Genomic DNA, 23425 nt, shown 5'->3' with positions numbered 1-23425 from the left:
TTTTAATTGGGATTTGGACAGAACTACCAAACCTAATTATAAGGAGTTTTTTTGTGGAATGGAATAACAAATAGTGTAATAATTTTAGATATAAAGACTCTTGATAAATGATGTTTTAATTTATTGCAATGTTAATGATGAAAAATACATTTAAAAAGTGATCAATTCTATTATTGAGTAGTTTTTCCAGATCAAAGATTGTATCTATAGTCAACTTTTGTGTAGCTTTGGTGTATTCCTGTATGAAACTCCACAGTGTTCTGCGAATGGCTTGAACCCATTCAAGTTTAAAATAGAGTGTCAATGAATGTGTTGCCCATGCAATTCCTTCTTGTTTTGCAAAAGCTTGAAGCTCATCCTGTTTCTCACCATCTATTACATAATAAATTAGCCTGTGTGCATTGTTGATAAGATCGATATCTCCAACTCTTAAAATATCATTTATTTTATCTCTTACATTTACAGCTTGGTCTAATAATTTACTTTCGAAGCGTTTTTTATTTACTTCAAAAAAATCATTAAAATTCTCATCTAAAAATTCCTTTTCCAAAGCTTTTCCCCCTTAAAAATAGTATTCTCCCAACTTTATAAATAACCTAAATAAGTATTCACTAAACTCCATTGAGAAAAAATTTATCTTTTAATTTCATACTTCTTATTTTCCACAAAAAAAGAAGCTCTCCATTGTTCGAAGAACTTCTTTTCTATCATTATAGTTTTGTTACGTTTGCAGCTTGTGGTCCGCGGTTACCTTCTACTACTTCAAATTCAACTTTTTGACCTTCTTCAAGGGATTTGAATCCTTCTCCTTGAATAGCAGAAAAATGTACAAATACGTCATTTTCCCCTTCTACCTCGATAAAACCAAATCCTTTTTCAGCATTAAACCATTTTACAGTACCTTGTTTCATCCCATTACCTCCAAAAAATTAATCAATACATGAAGAATAAAAAATTCACATATTCCATGAAGTACCGATATCACATCGATCACTACATAGGATATGTGAATTAAAAATACGGTTTCTCACTATGGATTGTTAATTAAATTATATCATTTGGATAAAAATAGTCAATAAATAATTTTATAATTCTAAATCGTTTACTTAATTTCATTCCAAATGATTCCATGGTAAATTTGGAGATCTTCATCACAATAATCGCAAAAACATTGTTCCTGCACAGACCAGAATGCCCAATATTTATCATCTTTGGTCTTTTCCATAGGAAACTCTTTTCGCAATTCATTAAGTCTTTTATTTAAATAAGCTATCCCCTCATCCTTCTTTTCAAATAATGTTTTTTCAATTATATGCTCTTGCCAACCTTCAAATGCCCACCAAGGTTCGAAGTCTGCCTTCATGTATATAATTTGATACATTTTATCCCCTCTAACATTAATTATTAACTCATATATTACTGCTATAATTTAGAAAGTCTACTTAAATGACTTACTCGAATAAATAAAATTGAAAAACAAGCAAATATCAGTTAAGTTATAGAGAATACAATTTTTGTGCCAAGGGGAAGGAGAAGATACTTATGAAAAGACGAGCACATATTCATATGTACGGTGATGTAAATGGTGTTGGTTTCCGTTTTCTTGTGAAACAAAAAGCACAGTCTCTTGGTTTAAAAGGAATATGTAAACAAAATGAAGAGAAAGAAATAATTATAGACATTGAAGGCAATACGAAAAGCTTGGAAGAATTTTTAAATTATATTCAAAAAGGTGTATCTCCAGTTACGAAAAAAAACTCATTTGAAATTGAATTTTTTGAGGATATAATTGGATATACGACGTTGAAAACGGACATCGTATAAGTATTTCTTTTTCAAGCAAAATGAAACCTTCTTCCTTATCATTCGTATTATAAATTGTAGATAAAAGGAGGTAACCAATTATGAGTGAAGTAGCTCATTCATTCTTTCGACACTTTTTAAATATACCTATTATGGTATCATCCTGGTTCATCTTCTTTTTTGCATTTGGCTCAGGCTTTTTCCTTAGTTCTGCCCTTGGTTTAGGTGTTTATTTAGTATCGAATATTAGTATTAAGAAATTGCAACAACATAGAATTATGAAAAAACATCAATTGACACATTCTGAGTATTTCTTCATACAAAATCAATTAAAAGAAGCCAATAAAAAAGTCCGAACACTTAATAGTCAATACTTAAAAGTAAGATCAATTAGTTCTTTTAAACAATTATTCGAAATGAATAGACTGGCAAAACGGATTATTTCATTAGTGAAAGGGAATCCACGTAAATTTTATCAAGCGGAGAACTTTTTCTATGCTCATTTAGATTCGGCAGTAGAGCTTACTTCTAAATATTCATTATTAGTAGCTCAGCCAGTTAAAAACAGCGATATGAAATTTGCTTTACAAGATACACGGGACACATTACAAGCGATCAATACAGTAATGGAAGAAGACTTAAAAGACGTCCTAGCATCAGATATTGAGCACCTTAAAATGGAATTAGATTTTGCTAAGCTGTCTGTCGGAGTAAAAGAACGACCTTTATATGTAAAAGGAGAATCAGAAGATGAACGAAAAACTAGCGAGTTCAAATAATGACTTTTTGATGGATGAATTATTAGATAGTCCATTTGAAATGACGTCATCAAAAGAACAATCCCTCACAACTAATACAACTGAACCAACTCCAACAAAACTGATTGATCGTTTATCAGAAGTGGAACAACAAAAAGCTCGTCAATTGGCTGAGCAAATTCCTGCGGGTAATTATGAAGCAATTTTAACGTATGGAGCAAATGCGCAAACGGAGCTTTCCCGATTTTCACAACAAATGTTAGATCATGTGCAAAAGAGAGATATTGGTCCAGTTGGTGATATTTTAGGCGATTTAATGCATAAGTTATCTGAAATAAATCCCGAAGAACTTTCTGCTTCAAAAAAATCAGGTATCAAAAAACTTTTTCACCGGGTAAATCGTTCGGTACAAGAAATGATGACGAAATATCAAAAACTGAGCACACAAATTGATCGAATTGGTATTCAACTAGAACATTCCAAACGTGGATTAGTAGAAGATGTTCATATGCTGGACAAACTTTACGAACAAAATAAAACGTATTTCCAAGCTTTAAACGTTTATATTGCTGCTGCGGAATTAAAAAAAGAAGAAATAACGAACGTAACTATTCCAGAACTCCGTAGAAAAGCAGAAATTTCCAATGATCAAATGGCTTATCAAGAAGTAAACGATATGGCACAATTTTTGGATCGATTGGAAAAAAGAGCTTATGACCTACAATTGTCTCGACAAATTACGATTCAAAGTGCGCCGCAAATTCGTATGATTCAACAAACAAACCAAACGTTAGCGGAAAAAATACAGTCGTCTATTATGACATCTATTCCACTTTGGAAAAATCAAATTGCGATTGCCTTAACACTTAATCGCCAACAAAAAGCAGTAGAAGCACAAAAGCAAGTGACAAAAACAACGAATGATTTACTATTAAAGAATTCTGAAATGCTGAAAGTAAACAGTATTGAAACGGCAAAGGAAAATGAACGAGGTATTGTAGAAATAGATACATTAAAGAAAACGCAAGAAAACCTTCTACAAACAATCGAAGAGACATTACGTATTCAAGCAGACGGTCGTGTAAAACGAAAAGCTGCAGAAATAGAAATCGGTCGTATGGAAGAAGAACTAAAACAACGTCTACTTCTTATAGCTGAGCAATCACAAAACCGTCCTTCCTAGGAAAGACGGTTTTTTATATGTTTTGGATTGTACATTCTTCATAAGATCCATTACAAATCAATCCATGTCCGTAGATAGCTTGCTCTTGGATAGCGTGGTTGCTCTCGCATCATCGGCGAGGGCTCTCGGATGTCCTGGGTTTGCTCTCGCACCGGAGACGTTTGTGAAGAAAAGTTGCTCTTAGTAGACGTTTATTCTATTCTTACGTACTTTTCACAACATGATGTAACATTTTCTTTAGTAGTCTTAATGTTTCTTCTGAAAATTTTTCTAAGGATGAAGCGGCAGCTGTCTTTTTTCCAAAGATTAAATGAAACAAATTTAATTGCTCTTCTGATGCTTCCATATCATTCAAAAACAAATGCAAAACGGATATATTCTTTCTTTCAAGCTCGACCACTGCTTCTGCTGTATCCATAATACCATTTTGTGCATAACCAAACGCAGATGGCTCTCCGTCCGAAAACATGAGAATGAATTTATGTTGTTCAAGTCTGTGTTCTATCCTTTTCCCCATCCATCTAAGTGCAAATCCATCGCGATTATCTTCATGCGCTTCTATCGAAAGAATCTGCAATCCATTATCTTTTTGTCCATCTTCTAACTTATGAACCCATTCAAATGTATTTGGTTGACTCTTTTCCGAAGCTTCAAATGCATCTTCATAGTGGACAACTATTTCATGTGTAATCTGAAGCTTTCTTAATACATCATGAAATAAGAGAACGGCTTTCTTGGTTTCTTCCAACTTGTCTTGCATAGATGCAGATCCATCTACAAGTAATCCGAATACTGCGTTTAATTGCTTACTTGGAGCTGTCTTTTTATAAAACGGCTTTGGTCGCTCTTCTGTCCAGAGTACTGTCTGTTTAGAAGATAATCGACCTTTTGCTAAATTTACTCGCTTCTCTATCTTTTTCTGTTCCATTCGTTTTTTCATTTCTTCTACGAAAGCTTTTACGTAAGGAGCTTGTTCCTGTCGATATGATTGTAATAATAACTTGTCATTGGAAGTCGGGATCGAATTTAAACGTTTTTCTTCAAAAACAACATGTAAATGCTCTTTTCCAAATGCTTTGCCTGCTTTTTTTGCTTTATTTGAATTCTTTTTGGAATGTTCATCTTGCTTTAATTCTGTTGTATTGCCAGCTGATTGTCCTTGTCCAATCTCTGTAATATCATGCCCCTCTTTGCCCTCTACTGCTGAAATACTTTGATCTGCTTTACCATCTTTGCCATGTTCCAGTTCATATTGCAAATGAACGCCATTTTCCTTTTCATTTTCTCTATGCCAGCTTCGAAATATTTCTTCTATCGTATCTTTCTTTGCCTCTTCCCCGGCTTCAGCATCTTTCATCCCTTGATGATAGTGAAAGGGGGTTGTAGGTAGATCAAAAGGTGAAAGGATAGAATAATAGTCATGTAAAGTATCTTCTTTTATATAGTCATTCAATAAATAATATAACGCATACACAACGTTAATAGATGATTGGGAGTCTTTATTTTCATATACTTTTTGGATAATGTTATTTGCCTGTTGAAAAATTGCTGGCCCATTTACATGCATTGTGCCTTCATAAAGACTTATATAAATATAACTAATAAATGCATCTGCTAGAAATCCCTTTTGGCTATTTACTACTAATTGTTGTTTATGAAAAGCCAAGTACATTTGAATTCGTTTAGCAAATAGTTTAACCGTACCTACTCTTTTTTTCTGGATCTTTTCCATTAAGCGAAACTCTTCTAAACAAAAGACTAATTGGTCCATCCATTTTGCAAGTGTAACTGGACGTTCAGAGAGATATACTTTCCATGCATTAATGTCAAAATCTTTCCAAAACCCTTCAGTTAATAAGTAAATATCAGATAATCTTCCTGCATCCATCATACTCTGTTCTCTGTGTCTCCAAAAGACACTGATCGAGATCATTTGTTCTTCTGGTTGAAATTCCATTAACTTTCGTTCATTAACCATTAGCATTCCATTTTTTGTTAATGCTTTTGCAACATTTTCATAATGCATTAGTTGTCTTGCATCGATTGTTTCATTGTTAAATTGAATAAAACGATTAACAGAGGGCATCTATATACCTCACTTCATCCAAGAAGAGGCTAATTCTAATACTAGCTTTTTCTCTTGTTCATCCTCTAACTTTTCAGCGATAGCATAGGTAATTGCTCGTAGTGGCTCAATGAATTGGGCCAACTCCATAGCATGTTGTAGGCTTCTAATAGAGGCCGCTTCTTCCGACAATAACCCTTGCTTCACTTGTTCCATTAAATCTGTTGCTAAATTTAACATAAGTGAATGTAATTCTTTAGGAGCAAATGGATATAAATCGCTCCAGAGGTTTCCGAGTAGTTCACCCGAAATATATGGAACGGAAAAAGATACAAAACGATTTTTTAATGCTTCATTCATAGGTGTCGTACCAATATATCCTTCATTTATCGCCGCAATAACGGAAAAGTCAGGATGCGCTTTAATCACTTCACCAGTAAAAGGATTAGTAAGCATCCTACGGTAATCCAATACGCTATGTAAAATAGGTAATGTCTCCGATTTTGCCATATTAATCTCATCAATATATAAAATATGTCCTTTTTTCATCGCTTCAATTACAGGACCTTCCACAAACTCTATCGAGTTAAGTCCATCCTTCAAAACGATTGTTTTAAATCCTATTAATGCCTCTGCATCTAAGTCTACAGAACAGTTAATACTTTGCACCGGTTGCGAAAAAATCTGAGATACTGTTTCGGCAAGCTTTGTTTTCCCTGCCCCTGTAGGACCTTTTAGTAAAATAGGCTTTTTCAATGTTACGGCAATTAACACGTCATCTAATAAGTGTTCATTTGGAGATACATATCCACCAGTTCCTATTAGTTGACGATCTCCTTCACTATGATTTCTATTTAAACGAATCTTTCTTTCTTTTTCAATCAGATCAATCATATATTAATTCTCCCTCTAATAAAAAAAGCCGATGAAATTCATCGGTTTTTTTATTGAAAATATTCTTTGTAGTAGCCGCCGATTTTACTTGTATTATCGATGACAAATAGAAACTCTTCTGTTTCATTTTTTACTTCGTATGTTTTGCCAACAGTTAGTACATTACTTACTAAGAATTTTTTAGCATCTGTATGAACACATGTAACTGTTTTAAGTGTTGGTGAAGTTATCCAATTATTATGTATCATCTAACCACTTCCTTTACTTAATAGTATACGATTGTAATCCTCATAATTCAATAAATGCCTATAAAAAAATGCAGACATACCATTAGATATGTCTGCATTTTTACTAATTAAGAATTTAACATTAAGTCTTCTGGGCTTTCTAGAAGTTCTTTTACCATTTTTAAGAATCCAACTGAATCTTTTCCGTCTATTACGCGGTGGTCATAAGATAATGCCACATACATCATTGGACGAATTTGAATTTCTTCTCCAACAGCGATTGGACGCTTTTGGATAGTATGCATTCCAAGGATACCAACTTGCGTACCATTTAATATAGGAGTAGAAAGTAATGAACCGAATACGCCACCGTTTGTGATTGTAAATGATCCACCAGACATATCAGAAAGAGCTAATTTATTATCACGCGCTTTTTTCGCTAATTGACCAATATTATCTTCGATTTCTGCAAAGTTTTTACGATCTGCATCACGAACGATTGGTACTACTAATCCACCTTCAGTTGATACTGCGATTCCGATATCATAGAAGTTGTTTTTAACAATGTAATCTCCGTCAATTTGTGAGTTTACATATGGATATTTTTTAAGTGCAGCAACAACAGCTTTTGTAAAGAATGACATAAAGCCAAGACGTACATCGTGATCATCAAAGAATTTATCTTTTTTACGAGAACGTAATGCCATTACATTCGTCATATCAATTTCATTGAATGTCGTTAACATAGCAGTGCTTTGTCTTACTTCTAATAAACGAGAAGCAATTGTTTGGCGACGGCGAGACATTTTCTCGCGAGTAAAACGACCATCGTCTTCTGGTGTAGCAGTAGCTGCTGTAGTAATAGCTGCTTTTGTAGCTGCCGGTGCTGTACTATGAGCTGATACGTCTTGAACACGTACGCGTCCCATCGGATCAACTGGTGAAATTTCACTTAAGTTAATGCCTTTTTCACGAGCTAATTTACGAGCTGCTGGGCTTGCTATTGTACGATCTTGTTCAGATGTAGTTTCAACCGCAACAGGAGCTGCTTTAGGGGCTTCAGTTTGTGCAGAAGCTTCTGGTGCTTTTGTTTCAGCAGCTGGTGCAGATGCGGCTGATCCAGATCCAGCACCTACTCTTGCAATTACCTGACCTACTTGAACGGTATCGCCTTCTGCTGCAAGTAATTCACTTACAACTCCAGCCTCTTCAGAAATTACTTCAACGTTTACTTTATCTGTTTCAAGTTCAACGATGAACTCACCTTTTTCAATTGTATCACCTGGTTGTTTTAACCATTGTGCAATGGTACCCTCTGTAATTGATTCTGCTAATTCTGGAACTATAATATCTGCCACTTGAATTTCCTCCTCTAATCTTTCCTTGCTTAAATGCTTTTCACTGCTTCTTCTATTATACGTGCTTGTTCTACTTTATACGTGTCAATATCACCTTCAGCAGTACTTGAACGATCTACACGTCCAACGTATGAGATTTCTTTCCCATTCGCAAGTTCAAGTAAATATGGTAGTGCAAAATTCCAAGAACCTTGGTTTTTAGGTTCTTCTTGAGCCCAAACAAGTTGTTTCGCGTTTGGATATTGTTCGATTATAGCTTGAAGTTTCTCAGTAGGGAAAGGATACAGTTGTTCTATTCGAACAATATGCAAATGATCATATCCGGCTCCGTCTTTCACTTTATCCGCTAAATCAATTGCCAATTTACCGTTTGCAAAAACAATTTTTTGAACTTTTTTCGTATTTTTACCTAGACCTGGTTGTTCAATTACTGTTTCAAATTGACCTGTAGTTAACTCTGCTACATCTGCTCCTACTAATGGATGACGCAACAATGATTTTGGAGATACAATAATTAATGGACGAATTGCTTCTTCTTTTAACATTTTCGCTTGTCTACGCAAAATATGGAAATAGTTTGCTGCGCTTGAAAGATTCGCAACTGTCCAGTTGTTTTCAGCAGCAAGTTGTAAATAACGCTCTAATCGAGCACTGGAATGCTCTGCCCCTTGACCTTCAGCAGCGTGAGGAAGAAGCATCACTAATCCTGATTTCAAGCCCCATTTGGAACGTGCAGCACTAATAAAGTTATCAAACATAACTTGCGCCATATTTGCAAAGTCACCATATTGAGCTTCCCAAATAGATAAGGAATTATTATCCTCGAGATTATAACCAAATTCATAACCTAGAACTGCAGCTTCGGTTAAAGGACTATTGTAAACAACAAAGGATGCTTTAGCTTCACTAATATAATGCATTGGCGTTAATTCTGCACCAGTAGTTTCATCATGCAAAACTAAGTGTCTGTGTGAGAAAGTTCCACGCTGTGCATCTTGACCTGTTAAACGGACGGAATTTCCATCTTGTAAAATAGTTGCAAATGCAAGTGTTTCAGCATGACCCCAATCCACTTTCCCTTTACCTTTAAATGGTTCTTCACGACGTTTAAGAATTTTTTCTAACTTTTTGAAAGCTGTAAAATCTTTAGGCCACGAGAGTAACTCTTCGTTTATTTTTTTCAACTGTTGCTCAGCAACACCCGTTTGAATTTCCGGCATTCCGTTTAATACTGCTTCAGGAATAACAATTTCATGTGCAGTGGATTGTGGAAGTTCTTTTACTCGATCATATGCTTGCTGCATACCGTTAAAAATAGATTCATCTAAAGATTTTATTTCCTTAGATTCGATTAAATTATCTTTTACTAATTGTTGACCATATAATTCTCGAACCGTTGGATGTTTGTGAATAAGATGATACATAGTAGGATTTGTCACTAACGGCTCATCCATTTCATTATGACCATAACGACGGTATCCTAGAAGATCGATAACGATATCTTTTCCAAACTGTTTACGATATTCAATAGCAAATTTAGCCACACCTAAAACAGCTTCAGGGTCGTCTGCATTAACGTGAATGACAGGCACTTCATATCCTTTAGCAGGATCTGAAGAGTAATGAGTAGAACGAGAATCATAATGTTCTGTTGTAAATCCAATCATATTATTTGCGATAATATGAATAGATCCCCCTGTTTGGAATCCACGAACACGGCTATAGTTTAATACTTCTGTTACAATACCTTGACCTGGAAATGCGGCATCTCCGTGTATTAGTATTGCAAATGCTGCATTCTTATCTTGTACTGGAAACCCTGGCATGCTAGTAGATTCTTGTGCAGCACGAGTTTGCCCTGTAACGATTGGACTAACAACTTCTAAATGAGATGGATTATATGCTAATTGGACAGTTAATCCCGATTTTGAGTGATAAGAAGCACCTTTATGATATTTTACATCACCATAGTATCCTTCCGATAATTCCAGTGAACCATCTTTCGGTAAGAAAGCTTCGCTTGGTACATGTGCAAATTCTGCAAACATCATTTCATACGGTTTATTTAAAACATGTGTTAATACATTTAAACGTCCTCGGTGGGCCATTCCAATATTAACTTGTTTCGTTTGTGTTTTATCCGATTGACGTACCAATTCATCAATTAATACGACTAAAGTATCCAAGCCTTCTATGGAGAAACGTTTTGCTCCTACAAAAGTACGGTGAATAAATTTCTCGAAACCTTCAATTTGCGTTAAACGTTTTAATAATTTTTTCTTATCATCTGCTGATAGGTTTTCTTTAATAACGCCGTTTTCAATTCGATTTTGTAACCATGCACGTTCTTCTGGTTCTACAATATGAGCAATTTCAAAAGCAATATTATCTGTGTAAACTGCTTTTAAGTGTTTGATTGCTTGCAATCCATTTGCAATATTTTTTGGCGCATTAGAAATAAGAAAAGAAACAGGCACTTCTATTAAATCTTGTTCTGTTAAATTGTATGTTTTGACATCAATTTTTGATTCATTTTTTGGACCATCATTCAGCGGGTAGATGTTAGCGGCAAGATGTCCATATGAACGAATAGCATCCGCTAGCTGAATAGCGCGAATAATCTTATCAAAATCATTCGATGATCCTACAGAAATAGAAGCATTTGTACTTAATTCTGAAGAATTTCCTATAGATGGTGCCCCATATTGTTGAAATAGACTAACTAATTCACTGTCCACTTCTTCCGGAGATTGTAGATATAAATCATACTGCTCCATTACATAACCTAGGTTAGGACCAGAAAAAGCTGACCAAGGTGATTGTTTGTTCGACATTTAGAAAAACCTCCAACATTTTGTGCCTTTTAGGCATTGATAATAAAAATTGCAATAATAATATAAATTGTATAAAAATAAGGAAACCTGTGTAAAACGTACACATTCTAAACACATTTACAGTTTACCACTATTTCAAGAGTACTTAAAGAACCTTTTGAAAGAACGATTTTTCCATTTCCATCTTACTACTATGATAAAAAAATACAATGCTTTTTTGTAAATTAAATAAGGATTTGTATAAAAAGTTTCTTACATTCTTTTCAAACATCAAATACTGGTAATATACGGAAGATATACGTGAAACGTTGTGCCCTCTCCCAACTTGCTTTCAACGGTAATTTCCCCCCCATATTCCTTTACCATCATTTTAACTATACTTAAACCTAGACCGGATCCACCTTTTGATTTTGTTCTTGCTTCATCCACAGTATAAAACCGTTCAAAAATTTGCTTAAATTGATGACTAGAAATTCCAATTCCGTTATCCGTTAAAGAAATAATGATGTTTTTAGCATTTCGAGTTACTGCAATCGTTATTTTCGGATCATTTTCGTTGTATTTGATCGAATTATCAATTAAATTTCGAAGGATTTGCTGCAAAGCAGTTGGTTGAATAGTAACAAAGTAATCGGGATTAATTTCCATTGAAATGGCCACTTTAGGATGAATCAATTTATATTCTTTTTGTAAAAACATGGCCACCTCTAAAATACTTGTTTGAAATGTTTCTTCTGCATGTTCCCTTTTCGCAAGTTTTAGCATTTCTTCTATTAACCTCTTCATTTTTTGTATTTCTTCTAAAGAGATTATTAAAGACTCTTCTAAAACATGTGGATCATCTTTTCCCCAACGATTAAGAAGGGACAAATGGCCTTCTACAACTTGTATAGGTGTTCTTAACTCATGCGAAACATTGTAAATAAATTCATCCTGTCTTTTAATTGTTTTGGAAACTTCGTTCATAAGTTCCTTGTAAATGATTAACAATTCTCCCAATTCATCATTTGAAGAGTAATGAAAATTAACTTTTTCGGAAAACTTATGTTGCTTCGCCCGCTGCATCTCCCCTCTAAGTTCCTTAATTGGTTTTAATAAAATCGAAGACAGGGAATACCCAATAAGTGCAGAAATTAGAAGAGAAATAACCGCGAATATAAGCATTGCAATTAAAATATAGTTCATGAGCTCTGAGAAGCTTTCTAAACTATGAGAAATTTCTACAAACCCAGAAAAAGTTCCAAAATTCAATTCTTCTACTTTATGATAAACAAGTTGATTATTTATCACATCTCTCTGAAATTCAGTAGAGGATTCTTTTGAGTATTCTGGGAAATTACTCGCATCATTTATGCGCAGTATTTCAATACCGTCTTTGTTTAATAAACGAATTGACTGCTTTTGATTGACAATTTGGTTTAACAATGTTCGATTTCTACTAATGTCTTGAATTGTTATAAATGGTCCCTTCGATTGTAAAAATTGGACTACTTCATTCAATGTATTTTGAGCAGTTTTCTTTTCAGAAATGAGCATCCAATTAAAAAGAGAAAAATAAAGTATGACACACATTGTCAGAAAGCTTAAAAATATAGAAATAGCAGAGCTATAGGTCCATTTTTTTTGAAGTGTCCAGTTTTTCATTGACGCATCACATACCCGACTCCTCTAACAGTTTCAATCATATGAGACATTTCGGGGATTTTTTTTCTAAGATGCCTAATATAAACATCCACTACATTTGTTTCTGCTTCAACATCATACCCCCATACTGTTTCTAAAATTGACTCTCTAGCTAGCACTTTATTTTTGTTTTCCAATAATAGAACTAACAAATCATACTCTGTTTTTGTTAGTTCGATTTGATTGTCTTGATAGAAAACTTGATGTGCATTTTTATCCACTAATAATTCAGACATAACTAATTTTGAATTCCGTTCATCTTCCCCTCCAACCCTGCGTAAAATCGCTCGTATTCTGGCAAGTAGTTCTTCTATAGCAAAAGGTTTTACCACATAGTCGTCCGCACCGGCCTCTAAACCTGAAACTCGATCAATTATGGCATCACGCGCAGTAATTAGGATGATAGGCGTGTTTTTTTGTTTTCTAACTCTTCTACATATTTCTAGTCCATTTAAACTTGGTAGCATCAGATCAACTAATAACAGATCATAGGCTTTAAAAAGTGCATATTCCAACCCTTCTCTACCATCATGTACAACCGTTACTTCAAAGTTTTCATACTTTAGTTCCAATTCCACGAACTTTGCTATATTCACTTCATCCTCAACGAGTAATATTCGTCGTTTCATACCTATATAATTCCCCTTTTAAAATAGTAGTTTGAGATAGTATTTCAACGAAAAGTTTGTATATTTTCAAAAGTTCTTTTCACTTAATGAGTTTTCCCCTAAAGTAGCCCCGATACTATAATATTGATTTTAGCAAACTTAGTAGGAATAGCTGCCGTTTCCTTGACATAAGTTATGTTCATATCATCTTTTTTTACTAATTAGTGACACATAATGTTCAGTTAATTCATATAGTAATTTCATATAGTTGCATGTAATTATTGCATGCAACTATATGATCCAATGATTTCCATTCAGCGTTGATTCTTGTATCCATCAATCATATGTATTTAGAAAAAAAGATACAAGTTTTTAGTTCGATTCAGAAAATTTTTCTTCACAAAAAATTAACAATTTTTTTTAGAAATTTATCTATGCAAATGGAACAAAAATTAGTATATTATAAAAGCAAATAATTTTATAAGACAAAGTTAACTTTGTCGTGGGAAGGCAAATGGTGCGCCACCAGTTTTGAGCTGGTCCTAGTAGGTTCGATTCCTACCCCGAAATTTTTTATGCAATTCGAAATGAAAAATTTCAGGGACCTAGGATGATACTGCTCATTTATGGTTCTTTTGGGGGGCACTTTTGTTGATTAGAAAACGTGATTTACATGAATGTACGGCATTATATGAATTAATGGCGGAACCATCCGTACTTGCTTATGTACGCAATAAAGCAAGTTCAGCAGATGAATATTGGTTTATAACAAAACAGTTGATGGAAGAAGAAGAAAAAGGCCTTTCTATATCTCGAACAATAGTTAGTGATTTCGGCCAACCGATCGGTACGATTAATTTGTTTGATATCGAAAATGGAGCGGGGTTTCTCGGCACTTGGATTGGTAAACCTTATCAAGGGCTTGGATATAACAAAAAAGCTAAAGAACAATTTTTACAGGAAATGTTTTTTGAAACAGATATTCATACAATTTTTTTACGTATACGGAAAAACAACGCAAAAAGTATACGGGCTACTGAAAAACTACCTTACGCAATGAAAGCAAATGATACGCATCCAAACATATATGAAGCAATTAATAAAGAAAATGATTCTTTCGACCTTTACTACATTCCGAAAGATTTATTCCACCTAGTTATGCTTCAAGAAAATACAGAAGAAGAACAAGCAATGTGAGATAATGCATAAACTCCCGTCAACTATTTATTTGACGGGAGTTTTTTATTTTTTAGATAATAAGTATATGAAATGTAATCTAACGAATACAGTATTCACACCGACTTGAAATCCTTCCGAATGGTTACTACCTAACGCAGGACTTCCCATATATTTTTACTTTTAACGACCACAGTATACATGAGTCAGTGAGCAGAGATTATAGTAGATGGAACCGGAAAAAAATAGATAGCATCCATGAATAAAGAAGTGCAGAGCGGACGAAATTGCATCTTCGTTCGCTTTTAAAAGTATAGGAAAGCATCTAATCTCTCATTAACCAAATCCTATGTACCTTGTCTCTTCCTATTCCAAGAGGGCGACGGACAAACATACGCCACAAGATTACCGAAAAGAGAGGATCTGGAAGTGACTGCGTCACTTCCAGATCCTCCATAAAATTCTTCGTTAATAGTGTAGCCAATGTTTAGCCCAAAGCGCATGGGAATTGGTGATGACCAGGTGCACTTAAAGGATGCTTGTGTTTTTCTTATAGGTTAACAATGTTTCTACAAATTGCGTTGGTGTTTTTGGAGATGTGGCTCTGTACTGATTTGATGTAATTTCGTCTGCTTGTTGAACTAGTCTCGTAATTGATTCTAAAAACGTAGTTGGAGTTAAGTTGTCTTCCTCTAAAACAAGTCCAAATCCTTTTTCTTCAAAGTAGTTCGCATTTAATAGTTGATCACCTCTACTTGCATGAATAGAAAGAGGTATTAAAAGCATCGGTTTTTTTAGCGCTAAAAACTCAAATATGGAGTTTGAACCAGCTCTTGTAATAACGTAATTAGATATTTTTAATAAATGAGGCAACTCGTTATTAACATATTCATACGCAATATAATTCGGCTTACCTTTTAAGGACATATTTACATTTCCTTTACCACAAAGATGAATGATTTGGTATTTTTCTGTTAAAACATCTATATTTTCATAAATGGCCTCATTTATTTTTGCGGCTCCTTGGCTGCCTCCCATTATGATAATGGTCTCTTTATCAGCTCTGAATCCAGTTAACTCCTCTGCAGTAAAAGAATTTCCATTTAACAAATCTGGGCGAATAATTGCTCCAATAGAGGAAGCCTTTTCTGCAGGTAAGTATTTCAACGTCTCATCAAAAACGGTAAATACATGTTTTGAAAAGGAACTAGCAATTTTATTTGCAAGCCCAAGTGTTATGTCGGATTCATGAATAACTACCGGTATGTTTGCCAGTTTTGCTGCTATCACAACAGGAACAGATACAAATCCACCTTTTGAAAATACGAGAGATGGTTTTACTTTTTTGAGGACCATAGCTGCTTGCATTGTACCATAAAGGACTTTAATAGGATCGGAAAAGTTCTTCATAGAAAAATATCGTCTAAGTTTCCCATTTGAAATCGCATAATATGGTGTTTCCGGGAAGTTTTCAGTAATTATTGTTTTTTCTATTCCATTAGAAGAACCTATATAATGTATTTCATAGCCTTTTTCTATTAATTCAGGAATAATTGCTTGGTTTAATGAAACATGTCCCGCAGTTCCTCCACCTGTTAAAACAATTGTGTTATTATTCATTAATAATCTCCTAACTATCTTATAACTTTAAAGGATGTATGCAAAATGCAAGAAACAAAAACATTATCAGAAAAAAGTTTTCAAATGATCAAAATAGTCGTCCCAATATTAGTCACTCAGGTTGCCCTGTATTTAATGACTTTTTTCGATGTTTTAATGACGAGTAAATATAGTATTGATCATTTAGCAGGTGTTTCTATTGGCTCATCACTTTGGGTGCCAGTATATACTGGACTAACCGGTATTTTACTAGGCATTACGCCCATTGTAGCACAATTAATGGGTGCGAAAAAGAAGGAAGACGTACCCATCTTTGTGCAACAAGGATTTTATATTGCCATCGTGTTGGCAATTGTGATCTTTTTCGGTATTTTAATGTTTATTGATCCTGCGCTACAACTCATTCCTCTCGAGGATAGTGTACGCGTCGTGGCAAAGGATTATTTATATATGATGAGTATTGGACTTATTCCTTTATTTCTCTATAGTGTGCTCCGTTCTTTTATTGATGCACTAGGAAAAACTCGTGTATCGATGATTATTACGCTATTATCTGCTCCTATTAATATCGCATTAAACTATATATTTATATTTGGGAAACTTGGAATGCCTGCACTAGGAGGGGCTGGTGCAGGGCTAGCATCTGCTCTTACATATTGGTTAATATTATTTATTGCGGTCTTTATCGTATATCGCAACAAACCTTTTGCTGAGTTAAGGATATTCCACGGTTGGAGTAAACCATCCTTCATAAAATTTAAGGTTTTAACTAAAATAGGCTTACCAATTGGATTGTCGATTTTTGCAGAAACAACGATTTTTTCTGCTGTTACTATTCTTATGAGCACGTATTCAACTGCTGTAATATCCGCACACCAAATTGCCATGAACTTCACCTCTCTGCTTTATATGGTTCCATTAAGCATTGCCATGGGAACAACCATTTTAGTTGGTTATGAAGTTGGTGCCAATCGTTTTAAAGATGCAAAAACCTATAGTTGGTTAGCAGTAGTTACAGCTATATTGTTTAGCTTTATCTCTGCGACAATATTGCTCCTATTTAGAGAACAAATTGCAACAATCTATACGAATGATCAAACAGTAATTACGTTGACGGTTCAATTTTTCTTCTTTGCGGCATTATTTCAGCTTTCGGATTCCATTCAAGCTCCAGTTCAAGGGGCACTTCGAGGTTATAAAGATGTCACGATCACTTTTATAATGGCTATCGTTTCGTATTGGATTATTGGGTTACCTACAGGTTATATTCTAGCAAATTATACTTCTTTTGAACGATTTGGCTATTGGATTGGCCTTATTGTGGGTCTAACTTTTGGCGCAATCACACTTGGTTCAAGACTCATTTATTTACAGAGGAAAATACAAAAAAACGACGCGTAAAAGCGTCGTTTTTCAATCTGTTATGCCTGTTTCAATAATTTTTACTTGGACAGTTGGAGTAATCGTTAAAGTTGGATATATTTCATTCCATTTATTTTTCTCAAATACATCTGGATGGAAGGCTCTTGCATAACGACCAATTCCAAGAGCATCACAATTACCGTCATGTAATACTTTTAAAATCTCTTCCATTCTTTTCGTAAATGTCTCTTCTAAAAATTTCTCTAATTCTTGAAGTTCTTTTTTCTCTAAAAAATGATTTTTATAATATTCCATTACCCCTACTTTCATTTTATAATGAATTTCAATATGCTTACCGTCCCATTGCATTTTCCTTTGTAAATTGTCCACTTTAATCGTAATTGGGATCTCTTTATGTGTAAATGTTAAATAAGGATACTTCCCTTTCTTCTTTTTCATTAATTGCAGTATGATGGATTCGTCTTTATTTAACGTTTTCCCCGAAAATTTTTTCTCACTAAACAGAGCAACCCCTACTAATTCTGGAATATCTCCTTCTTTTGACATTTTGATATATGGCAAAGTTAAATCAATTGCTTCATCTGTTAAATCGGAAAGAGACTGCTGAATATCCGCTTTCGATAAGACAGATTCTAGTTTAAATCCCTCTACAAATTCACTGTAATAATTATTTACATCACTACCCATTTTTTCCCCGTATTTAATAAATGGAGCTGTACTACCTTCCGTGATTATTAGAACAGTATTTAAGCGGCTCCTAGAATTTCGATAATATGCATCAAGGTAGTGATCTAAATCACTTTTTACTGTATCATCAGATAATAAAATACTTGTTAATTTTGACAAATCCAATCTTTGATTTACTTTTTGATCAACTTTTTGAGCTACGTCTTGTACAGATACACCTTTAGCAGACAACATTTCGAATTCCTTACTTTGATGTTGCTCTCCAGGCAATCCAAAATAGCCTGTTAAATTACCTAATTCGCCATCGAAACCAACCATAGGTATACTTGCAAAATCCTTGTTTAGCCTTTCATCCCAGCATCCACTTAAAAAGATTAATACCATTATTAATATACTTATCTTTTTACTCACGCAATGAATTCCTCCATCCCTTGAAAAGAATAAATAATGGTAATAATATCCCGAAAATCAAATGACCATATACTAGTAAATCATTGGCTTTCTTTAATATATCTCGTGACAATAAAAATATAGGGCAAATAAATATGACAAGATGTATGAATACTGTAAATTTCAATTGTGGTTTATGCATTGTTTTGTATAGGTGAATGCCTAAAAACATAAATAACGAGACCGTTATTATACTCCACATCATCCAAATATAAGTAAAAAACAAATCTAATCGTTCTACAAAGGTTACGTCTTGTGACTTTAATAAAAACATTATTGCAACTGGAATTACTTTTAATTCTTCCAAAGGAAAAAATAATATGGTGAATATGATAGTAAATAAAAAAAATAGAGTAAGAGCAAGTTGGTAGTATAAAATCTGTTTTGTCTTTATTTCTCTTTTGTCTTGTACAAATGGGCGTAATAATAAGAACGCTTCCAAACCGATAAACGCATTTAGTGATTCTTTTGTACCGACTATCCACTGGTCTTTATCAATATGACCTATAGGGAACAGATTAGTCCATATTAAATCAGGAACAGCAAGAAATAATACTCCCAAAAACAATATTATGAATGGAATTAAAATAACGGAAATATTTAAAGGAACAGCATATTTGCTTATATTTGCATAAAAAGAAATAAAAACTATTATACCAATAACAATAAAATGTGGTGTTAAAGGAAAAACCCAAACAATCAGTATAAAATCTATGGTTCCCAAAAAAATAATAACTACAACATACCAATAAATTTGATATAGCCACTTTTCTAATTTATTTAATTGAAAGTACTTATAATATTTATTAAAAATTATTAACAATAAAAAATGTAGGAAACTAACTAGGGTGAATACAATCCAAGCATTTTGTTCGGCTGCTTTTATAACTCGAGTTTGGAGTGTTATAAAAATCGTGCCCGTTTGAATTATAAATAAGAATAAAAATAATTGTTTATTAGACAGAGTCCACTTATTCATTTTTCTTCAATCCTTTTTTGAAGAAATAAAAATTCTTTTGTACCTCATTTGATTTATAATATGGTATACGGAAAAAGACCGCAAACAGTTTTTTCGGTTCAAATGGGATAATAGGAGACAAATATGGACGATTTAAAGATTGTAAATTTAACAAGTGTATGAAAAGTATAAGAGAACCCATGACAAGGCCAAAAAAACCAAAAATCGAGGCAGCAATCATAAATGGGAATCTTAAAATACGTATCGATGTACTTAACTCCACTGATGGTATTACAAAGCTAGCAAGTGCAGTCAATGCAACAACTATCACCATTAAATTAGAGGCAAGTCCGGCAGAAACGATTGCATCCCCAATTACTAATCCCCCTACTACCCCTATTGTTTGACCTACAGGACTTGGTAATCGTATACTCGCTTCCCGTATTAGTTCAATTGTTATCTCTAGAAGAAATGCTTCGAATATGGGTCGAAAAGGAACATGACTGACAGAACTCTTCACTTCTTCACCCAAATCTATTGGTACTATTTCAAAATGGAAACTAGCTACCGCAATATAAAAAGCCGGTAGAAAGATCGCTATAAAAAAACTAACTAAACGAACTAATCGATAAAAGGACCCTACTAATAACCTTCCATTAAAATCATCTGGAGACTCATAAAAAGCAATTAGACTTGTTGGAGCTATAAGGGCAGTAGGATCCGAATCTGATAGGATTGCAATTCTACCTTCTAAAATATTTGCTACCACTCTATCTGGTCTTTCTGTGTTTAAAAATTGAGGAAATGGTGACCAAATCGTATCCTCTAAATAGTCTTCTAACTGCCCAGCACTATATAACATTTCTAGCTCTATTTTAGATATCCTTACTTTCAATTCTTCCAATGCTTCTCTGTCTACTTTTGTATCCAAATATATAATGGAGACTTTTGTATTAGTTGTAGAACCGAGTACTAATCTTTCAATTTTCAAATCAGGTGTATTCATTCTTTTTCTTATTAAATTTATATTTACTTCAGCATTTTCTACAAAGCCATCATGGGATCCTCTTACTACAAATTCATTTAGGGGAGGTGAAGGTACCCTTGAAGAAATTTTAGGAATAATTATTCTAACCATACTATTTGATTTTGGAAATATTAGTGCCGTCTCTCCTGAGGTAATACTTATTTCAAGTTGTTCTAACGAAAATTCTGACGCTTCCGAAAACGGAGTGAGTTTCCAGTTTGGGTCATTTGCTTCGTATAACATTTGTAAATGATTAATTTGTTTCAGAACAATTGCTGTATCAATCATTGTTGAATAATAACAAAGTATAACTGGATCATCATTCCATTGTAATTCCTTCGTTATAAAATCATAGGAATGAGAAAACGAACTTTTAAGTAATTCTATTGTTTCTTTATATACAACCACCAGATCACCTCTTCTCTTCGAAGTATGTGCTCTAAGTTTTAAATATAAACGCTAAAAAGCCTACCAAGTATCAAACTTGGTAGGCTCTGACTCTATTATTTACCTATAAATTGTTGTGTCCAGTAGAATCCACTATCAGATAATCCAACTCCGATATGTGTAAAGGCTGGGTTCATAATGTTTGCTCTGTGACCAGGTGATTTCATCCATGCATCTACTACTTCAGCAGCGCTACGTTGTCCCATAGCAATGTTTTCACCTGCTGATTTATATGTGATACCAAGCGATTTCATTTGATCAAATGGAGAACCGTATGTTGGGCTAGTATGATCAAAATAGTTTTTGTTTTTCATATCTTGTGATTTTGCTTGTGCAGATTGAGTAAGTTTAACATCGATTTGTAAAGCTTTTAATCCTTCTTTTGCACGTTCTTTGTTTGTCAAATCAACCACTTCTTGAACTGATGCCGGTACTTTTACTTCCTGATTATTACTTGGTGGCGTTTGTTCAGTTACAGGTTGTTTCACAGGAGTGCTTGGTGTTTCTGTCACCGGTTTTTTTACTGGTGGAGCTGGTGTTTCCGTAACTGGTTTTTTAACCGGTGGAGCTGGCGTATCTGTAACTGGTTTTTTAACCGGTGGAGCTGGTGTTACCGCTACTGGTTTTTTAACTGGTGAAGTTGGGTTTATTGTTACTGGTTTTTGGAATACTAGTTTTGAATTCACTAGATCACTAAAGTTATTAAGATCTAACCAGTCAAACTTAGACATTATATTATATGGAGAGTTCCATTGATATACGACGACTGCTTTTGCCTCGGAAGTAGTATGTGAATTTCCCGTTGTCATCGCTGCATCTGCTGTATTTGTTGAAAACAATAAGCCACCTGCTAGTAATCCAACAATGATAGAATGTTTTTTATTCATTTTCATTTCCTCCTTCTTTTGTGCACCCCTATTGTAAACATAAGATTGGAGGAAATTTTTCCATAATATTTACCAACACGTCCAGTTGGGTTAAAAATATCGGTGAGAATAACAAACTATAAACCTATTATTGGTTAACTTAACCAAGTAGATCAAAATTTACACTTCATATCCTGTTGACAGTTTTGCATATTCTTCATTGTAAACGTCTAATAGACTATGTTGTTCTTCATTGGATAGTTTACTTGATTTAATTCTCGTAACAGCAAATGCATATTTCGTTTCTATGGATCGCCTTGCTCTTGGATGTGTAAATTCATCCATTAACTCACTTTGAATAAATTGTCGAACCTCTTCTTCTGTTCGTACTTTTTCTAATGCTACTCTTCCTTTATATAAATGGTGAAAAGCATTAATCATATGAACGCTCTCCAATAATTTCGATTCTATCTATTTGGTCCCCAATTAGAACGATTTGGGGCTCCATCTTCATAAATTCTGGCAACCATTGTACCATTCCATATGCATATTGAAATAGATAGGGGTATTTATGTCCCTTTAATGGAACATAACCCTTTATCCGATAAACTGTGTCAGGAAGGCTTCTTACCCAGTCTTCAAATGAGTCTTGATCAACCGCTTCAGAAAAGATGTGTAATCTGGAAGAAAGAAATAGTTGTTTTCCAATAGCTGTTTTGTTAATGCCATTTTTATGAAAAGTTGCTTCCAACTGTGTAATTAATGCTAATGGTATCTTACTATTGGAAGTTTGGAGAATTGGTGCCGCATTATTTAAACCCTGTATTTGCATAGTAACTGAAGCGATTTCGGAATCGGAAAGTAAATCCGTTTTATTTGCCACTATTAAATGAGCATGTTTTATTTGTTCTAGAAAAAGCATGCGTGTTTGTGGGGTCATTTTGTCTCTTTCAAGCCATCTTTTACAATCGGCTACGGTAACAATGCCTTTCATATTTAACTTGCTTGCAAAGAGTGGAGAAAAAACAGCATCCATTGCCTCAACAGGATGTGCAGCACCTGTTGTCTCTATTAATAATACATCGAAGGTTTCTCCCTCTAATAGCGTCTGAAGTTGGGCCTCCATTTTCTCAGAACCTGTGCAGCAAATGCAGCCTTCCAACATTTCTTTTAATGGCACATCCTTATCGACTGCTCTGCTATCAAAAGCTAATTTCCCTAACTCATTCATAATGACTGCCGGCTTTAATCCTTCCGCTTTAAATTGAGCGATTAAATGAGCTAATAAAGAAGTTTTTCCACTTCCCAAAAACCCACTTAAGAGATATACATCTTTCATACTATCTTCTCCCTTCTTCATGTTGAAAAAGCTGACCATAAAGGCCAGCTTTTAACTTT

The 23425-nt window shown here is 34.2% G+C and carries 22 protein-coding genes; 5 read left to right on the top strand and 17 right to left on the bottom strand.

Features of this window, described 5'->3' with window-relative positions:
• Positions 1-115: 115 nt before the first annotated feature.
• The 3 genes from ACEPXG_RS08325 to ACEPXG_RS08315 form a co-directional block, all read right to left on the bottom strand.
• The gene (locus ACEPXG_RS08325) at positions 116-550 is read right to left on the bottom strand and encodes a hypothetical protein (protein WP_391209280.1); all 435 of its coding nucleotides are present in this window, start codon (positions 548-550) and stop codon (positions 116-118) included.
• Positions 551-710: 160 nt separating this feature from the next.
• The gene (locus tag ACEPXG_RS08320; protein ID WP_090561394.1) at positions 711-911 is read right to left on the bottom strand and encodes a cold-shock protein; all 201 of its coding nucleotides are present in this window, start codon (positions 909-911) and stop codon (positions 711-713) included.
• A 191-nt stretch (positions 912-1102) separates the two neighbouring features.
• Entirely contained in the window at positions 1103-1381 is a 279-nt protein-coding gene (locus tag ACEPXG_RS08315; RefSeq protein WP_391209277.1) for a DUF1033 family protein, read from the bottom strand.
• A gap of 161 nt (positions 1382-1542) precedes the next feature.
• On the opposite strand from ACEPXG_RS08315, the gene ACEPXG_RS08310 reads away from it, so the two are divergent.
• The 3 genes from ACEPXG_RS08310 (at position 1543) to ACEPXG_RS08300 (ending at position 3744) form a co-directional block, all read left to right on the top strand.
• Positions 1543-1824 (top strand): acylphosphatase, encoded by a 282-nt coding sequence (locus ACEPXG_RS08310; protein ID WP_391209274.1) that lies wholly within the window; start codon positions 1543-1545, stop codon positions 1822-1824.
• An 80-nt stretch (positions 1825-1904) separates the two neighbouring features.
• Entirely contained in the window at positions 1905-2582 is a 678-nt protein-coding gene (locus tag ACEPXG_RS08305; RefSeq protein ID WP_391209272.1) for a 5-bromo-4-chloroindolyl phosphate hydrolysis family protein, read from the top strand.
• Positions 2554-3744 carry a toxic anion resistance protein gene (locus ACEPXG_RS08300; RefSeq protein WP_391209270.1) on the top strand — a complete coding sequence of 397 codons (1191 nt, stop codon included), beginning with the start codon at positions 2554-2556 and terminating at the stop codon, positions 3742-3744. The genes ACEPXG_RS08305 and ACEPXG_RS08300 overlap by 29 nt, the downstream gene beginning before the upstream one ends.
• A 202-nt stretch (positions 3745-3946) precedes the next feature.
• Here the strand turns inward: ACEPXG_RS08300 and ACEPXG_RS08295 are convergent, their stop codons facing one another.
• From ACEPXG_RS08295 to ACEPXG_RS08265, 7 genes are all read right to left on the bottom strand, one after another.
• On the bottom strand, positions 3947-5830 hold the full coding sequence (locus ACEPXG_RS08295; RefSeq protein WP_391209268.1) for a vWA domain-containing protein: 1884 nt from the start codon (positions 5828-5830) through the stop codon (positions 3947-3949).
• A gap of 9 nt (positions 5831-5839) precedes the next feature.
• Complete coding sequence (locus ACEPXG_RS08290; RefSeq protein ID WP_391209266.1) at positions 5840-6703, bottom strand: ATP-binding protein; 864 nt, start codon at positions 6701-6703, stop codon at positions 5840-5842.
• Between the two features lie 50 nt (positions 6704-6753).
• Complete coding sequence (locus ACEPXG_RS08285) at positions 6754-6951, bottom strand: DUF6501 family protein (protein ID WP_391209263.1); 198 nt, start codon at positions 6949-6951, stop codon at positions 6754-6756.
• 107 nt (positions 6952-7058) lie between these two features.
• Positions 7059-8288 (bottom strand): 2-oxoglutarate dehydrogenase complex dihydrolipoyllysine-residue succinyltransferase, encoded by a 1230-nt coding sequence (odhB, locus tag ACEPXG_RS08280; RefSeq protein WP_391209261.1) that lies wholly within the window; start codon positions 8286-8288, stop codon positions 7059-7061.
• 29 nt (positions 8289-8317) lie between these two features.
• Positions 8318-11122: a 2-oxoglutarate dehydrogenase E1 component gene (locus ACEPXG_RS08275; protein WP_391209259.1), complete on the bottom strand. Its 2805-nt coding sequence runs from the start codon at positions 11120-11122 to the stop codon at positions 8318-8320.
• A 270-nt stretch (positions 11123-11392) separates the two neighbouring features.
• Complete coding sequence (locus ACEPXG_RS08270) at positions 11393-12766, bottom strand: sensor histidine kinase (protein WP_391209257.1); 1374 nt, start codon at positions 12764-12766, stop codon at positions 11393-11395.
• A complete protein-coding gene (locus tag ACEPXG_RS08265) occupies positions 12763-13434 on the bottom strand; it encodes a response regulator transcription factor (protein WP_391209254.1) in 672 nt (223 codons plus the stop codon). The genes ACEPXG_RS08270 and ACEPXG_RS08265 overlap by 4 nt, the downstream gene beginning before the upstream one ends.
• Positions 13435-14064: 630 nt before the next feature.
• On the opposite strand from ACEPXG_RS08265, the gene ACEPXG_RS08260 reads away from it, so the two are divergent.
• The gene (locus ACEPXG_RS08260) at positions 14065-14610 is read left to right on the top strand and encodes a GNAT family N-acetyltransferase (protein ID WP_391209252.1); all 546 of its coding nucleotides are present in this window, start codon (positions 14065-14067) and stop codon (positions 14608-14610) included.
• A gap of 507 nt (positions 14611-15117) precedes the next feature.
• Here ACEPXG_RS08260 and ACEPXG_RS08255 read toward each other — a convergent pair.
• On the bottom strand, positions 15118-16209 hold the full coding sequence (locus tag ACEPXG_RS08255) for an undecaprenyldiphospho-muramoylpentapeptide beta-N-acetylglucosaminyltransferase (protein WP_391209250.1): 1092 nt from the start codon (positions 16207-16209) through the stop codon (positions 15118-15120).
• Positions 16210-16254: 45 nt separating this feature from the next.
• On the opposite strand from ACEPXG_RS08255, the gene ACEPXG_RS08250 reads away from it, so the two are divergent.
• Positions 16255-17610 (top strand): MATE family efflux transporter, encoded by a 1356-nt coding sequence (locus ACEPXG_RS08250; RefSeq protein WP_391209248.1) that lies wholly within the window; start codon positions 16255-16257, stop codon positions 17608-17610.
• A gap of 12 nt (positions 17611-17622) precedes the next feature.
• On the opposite strand, the gene ACEPXG_RS08245 is transcribed toward ACEPXG_RS08250, so the two are convergent.
• From ACEPXG_RS08245 to ACEPXG_RS08220, 6 genes are all read right to left on the bottom strand, one after another.
• Complete coding sequence (locus ACEPXG_RS08245) at positions 17623-18690, bottom strand: Ger(x)C family spore germination protein (RefSeq protein WP_391209246.1); 1068 nt, start codon at positions 18688-18690, stop codon at positions 17623-17625.
• Entirely contained in the window at positions 18683-19708 is a 1026-nt protein-coding gene (locus ACEPXG_RS08240; RefSeq protein WP_391209243.1) for a GerAB/ArcD/ProY family transporter, read from the bottom strand. The genes ACEPXG_RS08245 and ACEPXG_RS08240 overlap by 8 nt, the downstream gene beginning before the upstream one ends.
• On the bottom strand, positions 19701-21122 hold the full coding sequence (locus tag ACEPXG_RS08235) for a spore germination protein (RefSeq protein WP_391209241.1): 1422 nt from the start codon (positions 21120-21122) through the stop codon (positions 19701-19703). The genes ACEPXG_RS08240 and ACEPXG_RS08235 overlap by 8 nt, the downstream gene beginning before the upstream one ends.
• Positions 21123-21217: 95 nt before the next feature.
• Complete coding sequence (locus ACEPXG_RS08230) at positions 21218-22048, bottom strand: CAP domain-containing protein (RefSeq protein WP_391209239.1); 831 nt, start codon at positions 22046-22048, stop codon at positions 21218-21220.
• A 159-nt stretch (positions 22049-22207) separates the two neighbouring features.
• Positions 22208-22468: a hypothetical protein gene (locus ACEPXG_RS08225; RefSeq protein WP_391209236.1), complete on the bottom strand. Its 261-nt coding sequence runs from the start codon at positions 22466-22468 to the stop codon at positions 22208-22210.
• Entirely contained in the window at positions 22461-23366 is a 906-nt protein-coding gene (locus ACEPXG_RS08220) for a CobW family GTP-binding protein (RefSeq protein WP_391209234.1), read from the bottom strand. Before ACEPXG_RS08220 ends, ACEPXG_RS08225 begins: the two co-directional genes overlap by 8 nt.
• Positions 23367-23425: the final 59 nt, after the last annotated feature.

The organism is Psychrobacillus sp. L4, from assembly GCF_042944905.1.
In the GTDB taxonomy this organism is placed as follows: domain Bacteria; phylum Bacillota; class Bacilli; order Bacillales_A; family Planococcaceae; genus Psychrobacillus.
Note: the sequence above shows the minus strand (reverse complement) of the source record. Positions and strands in the feature narration are given on the sequence as shown.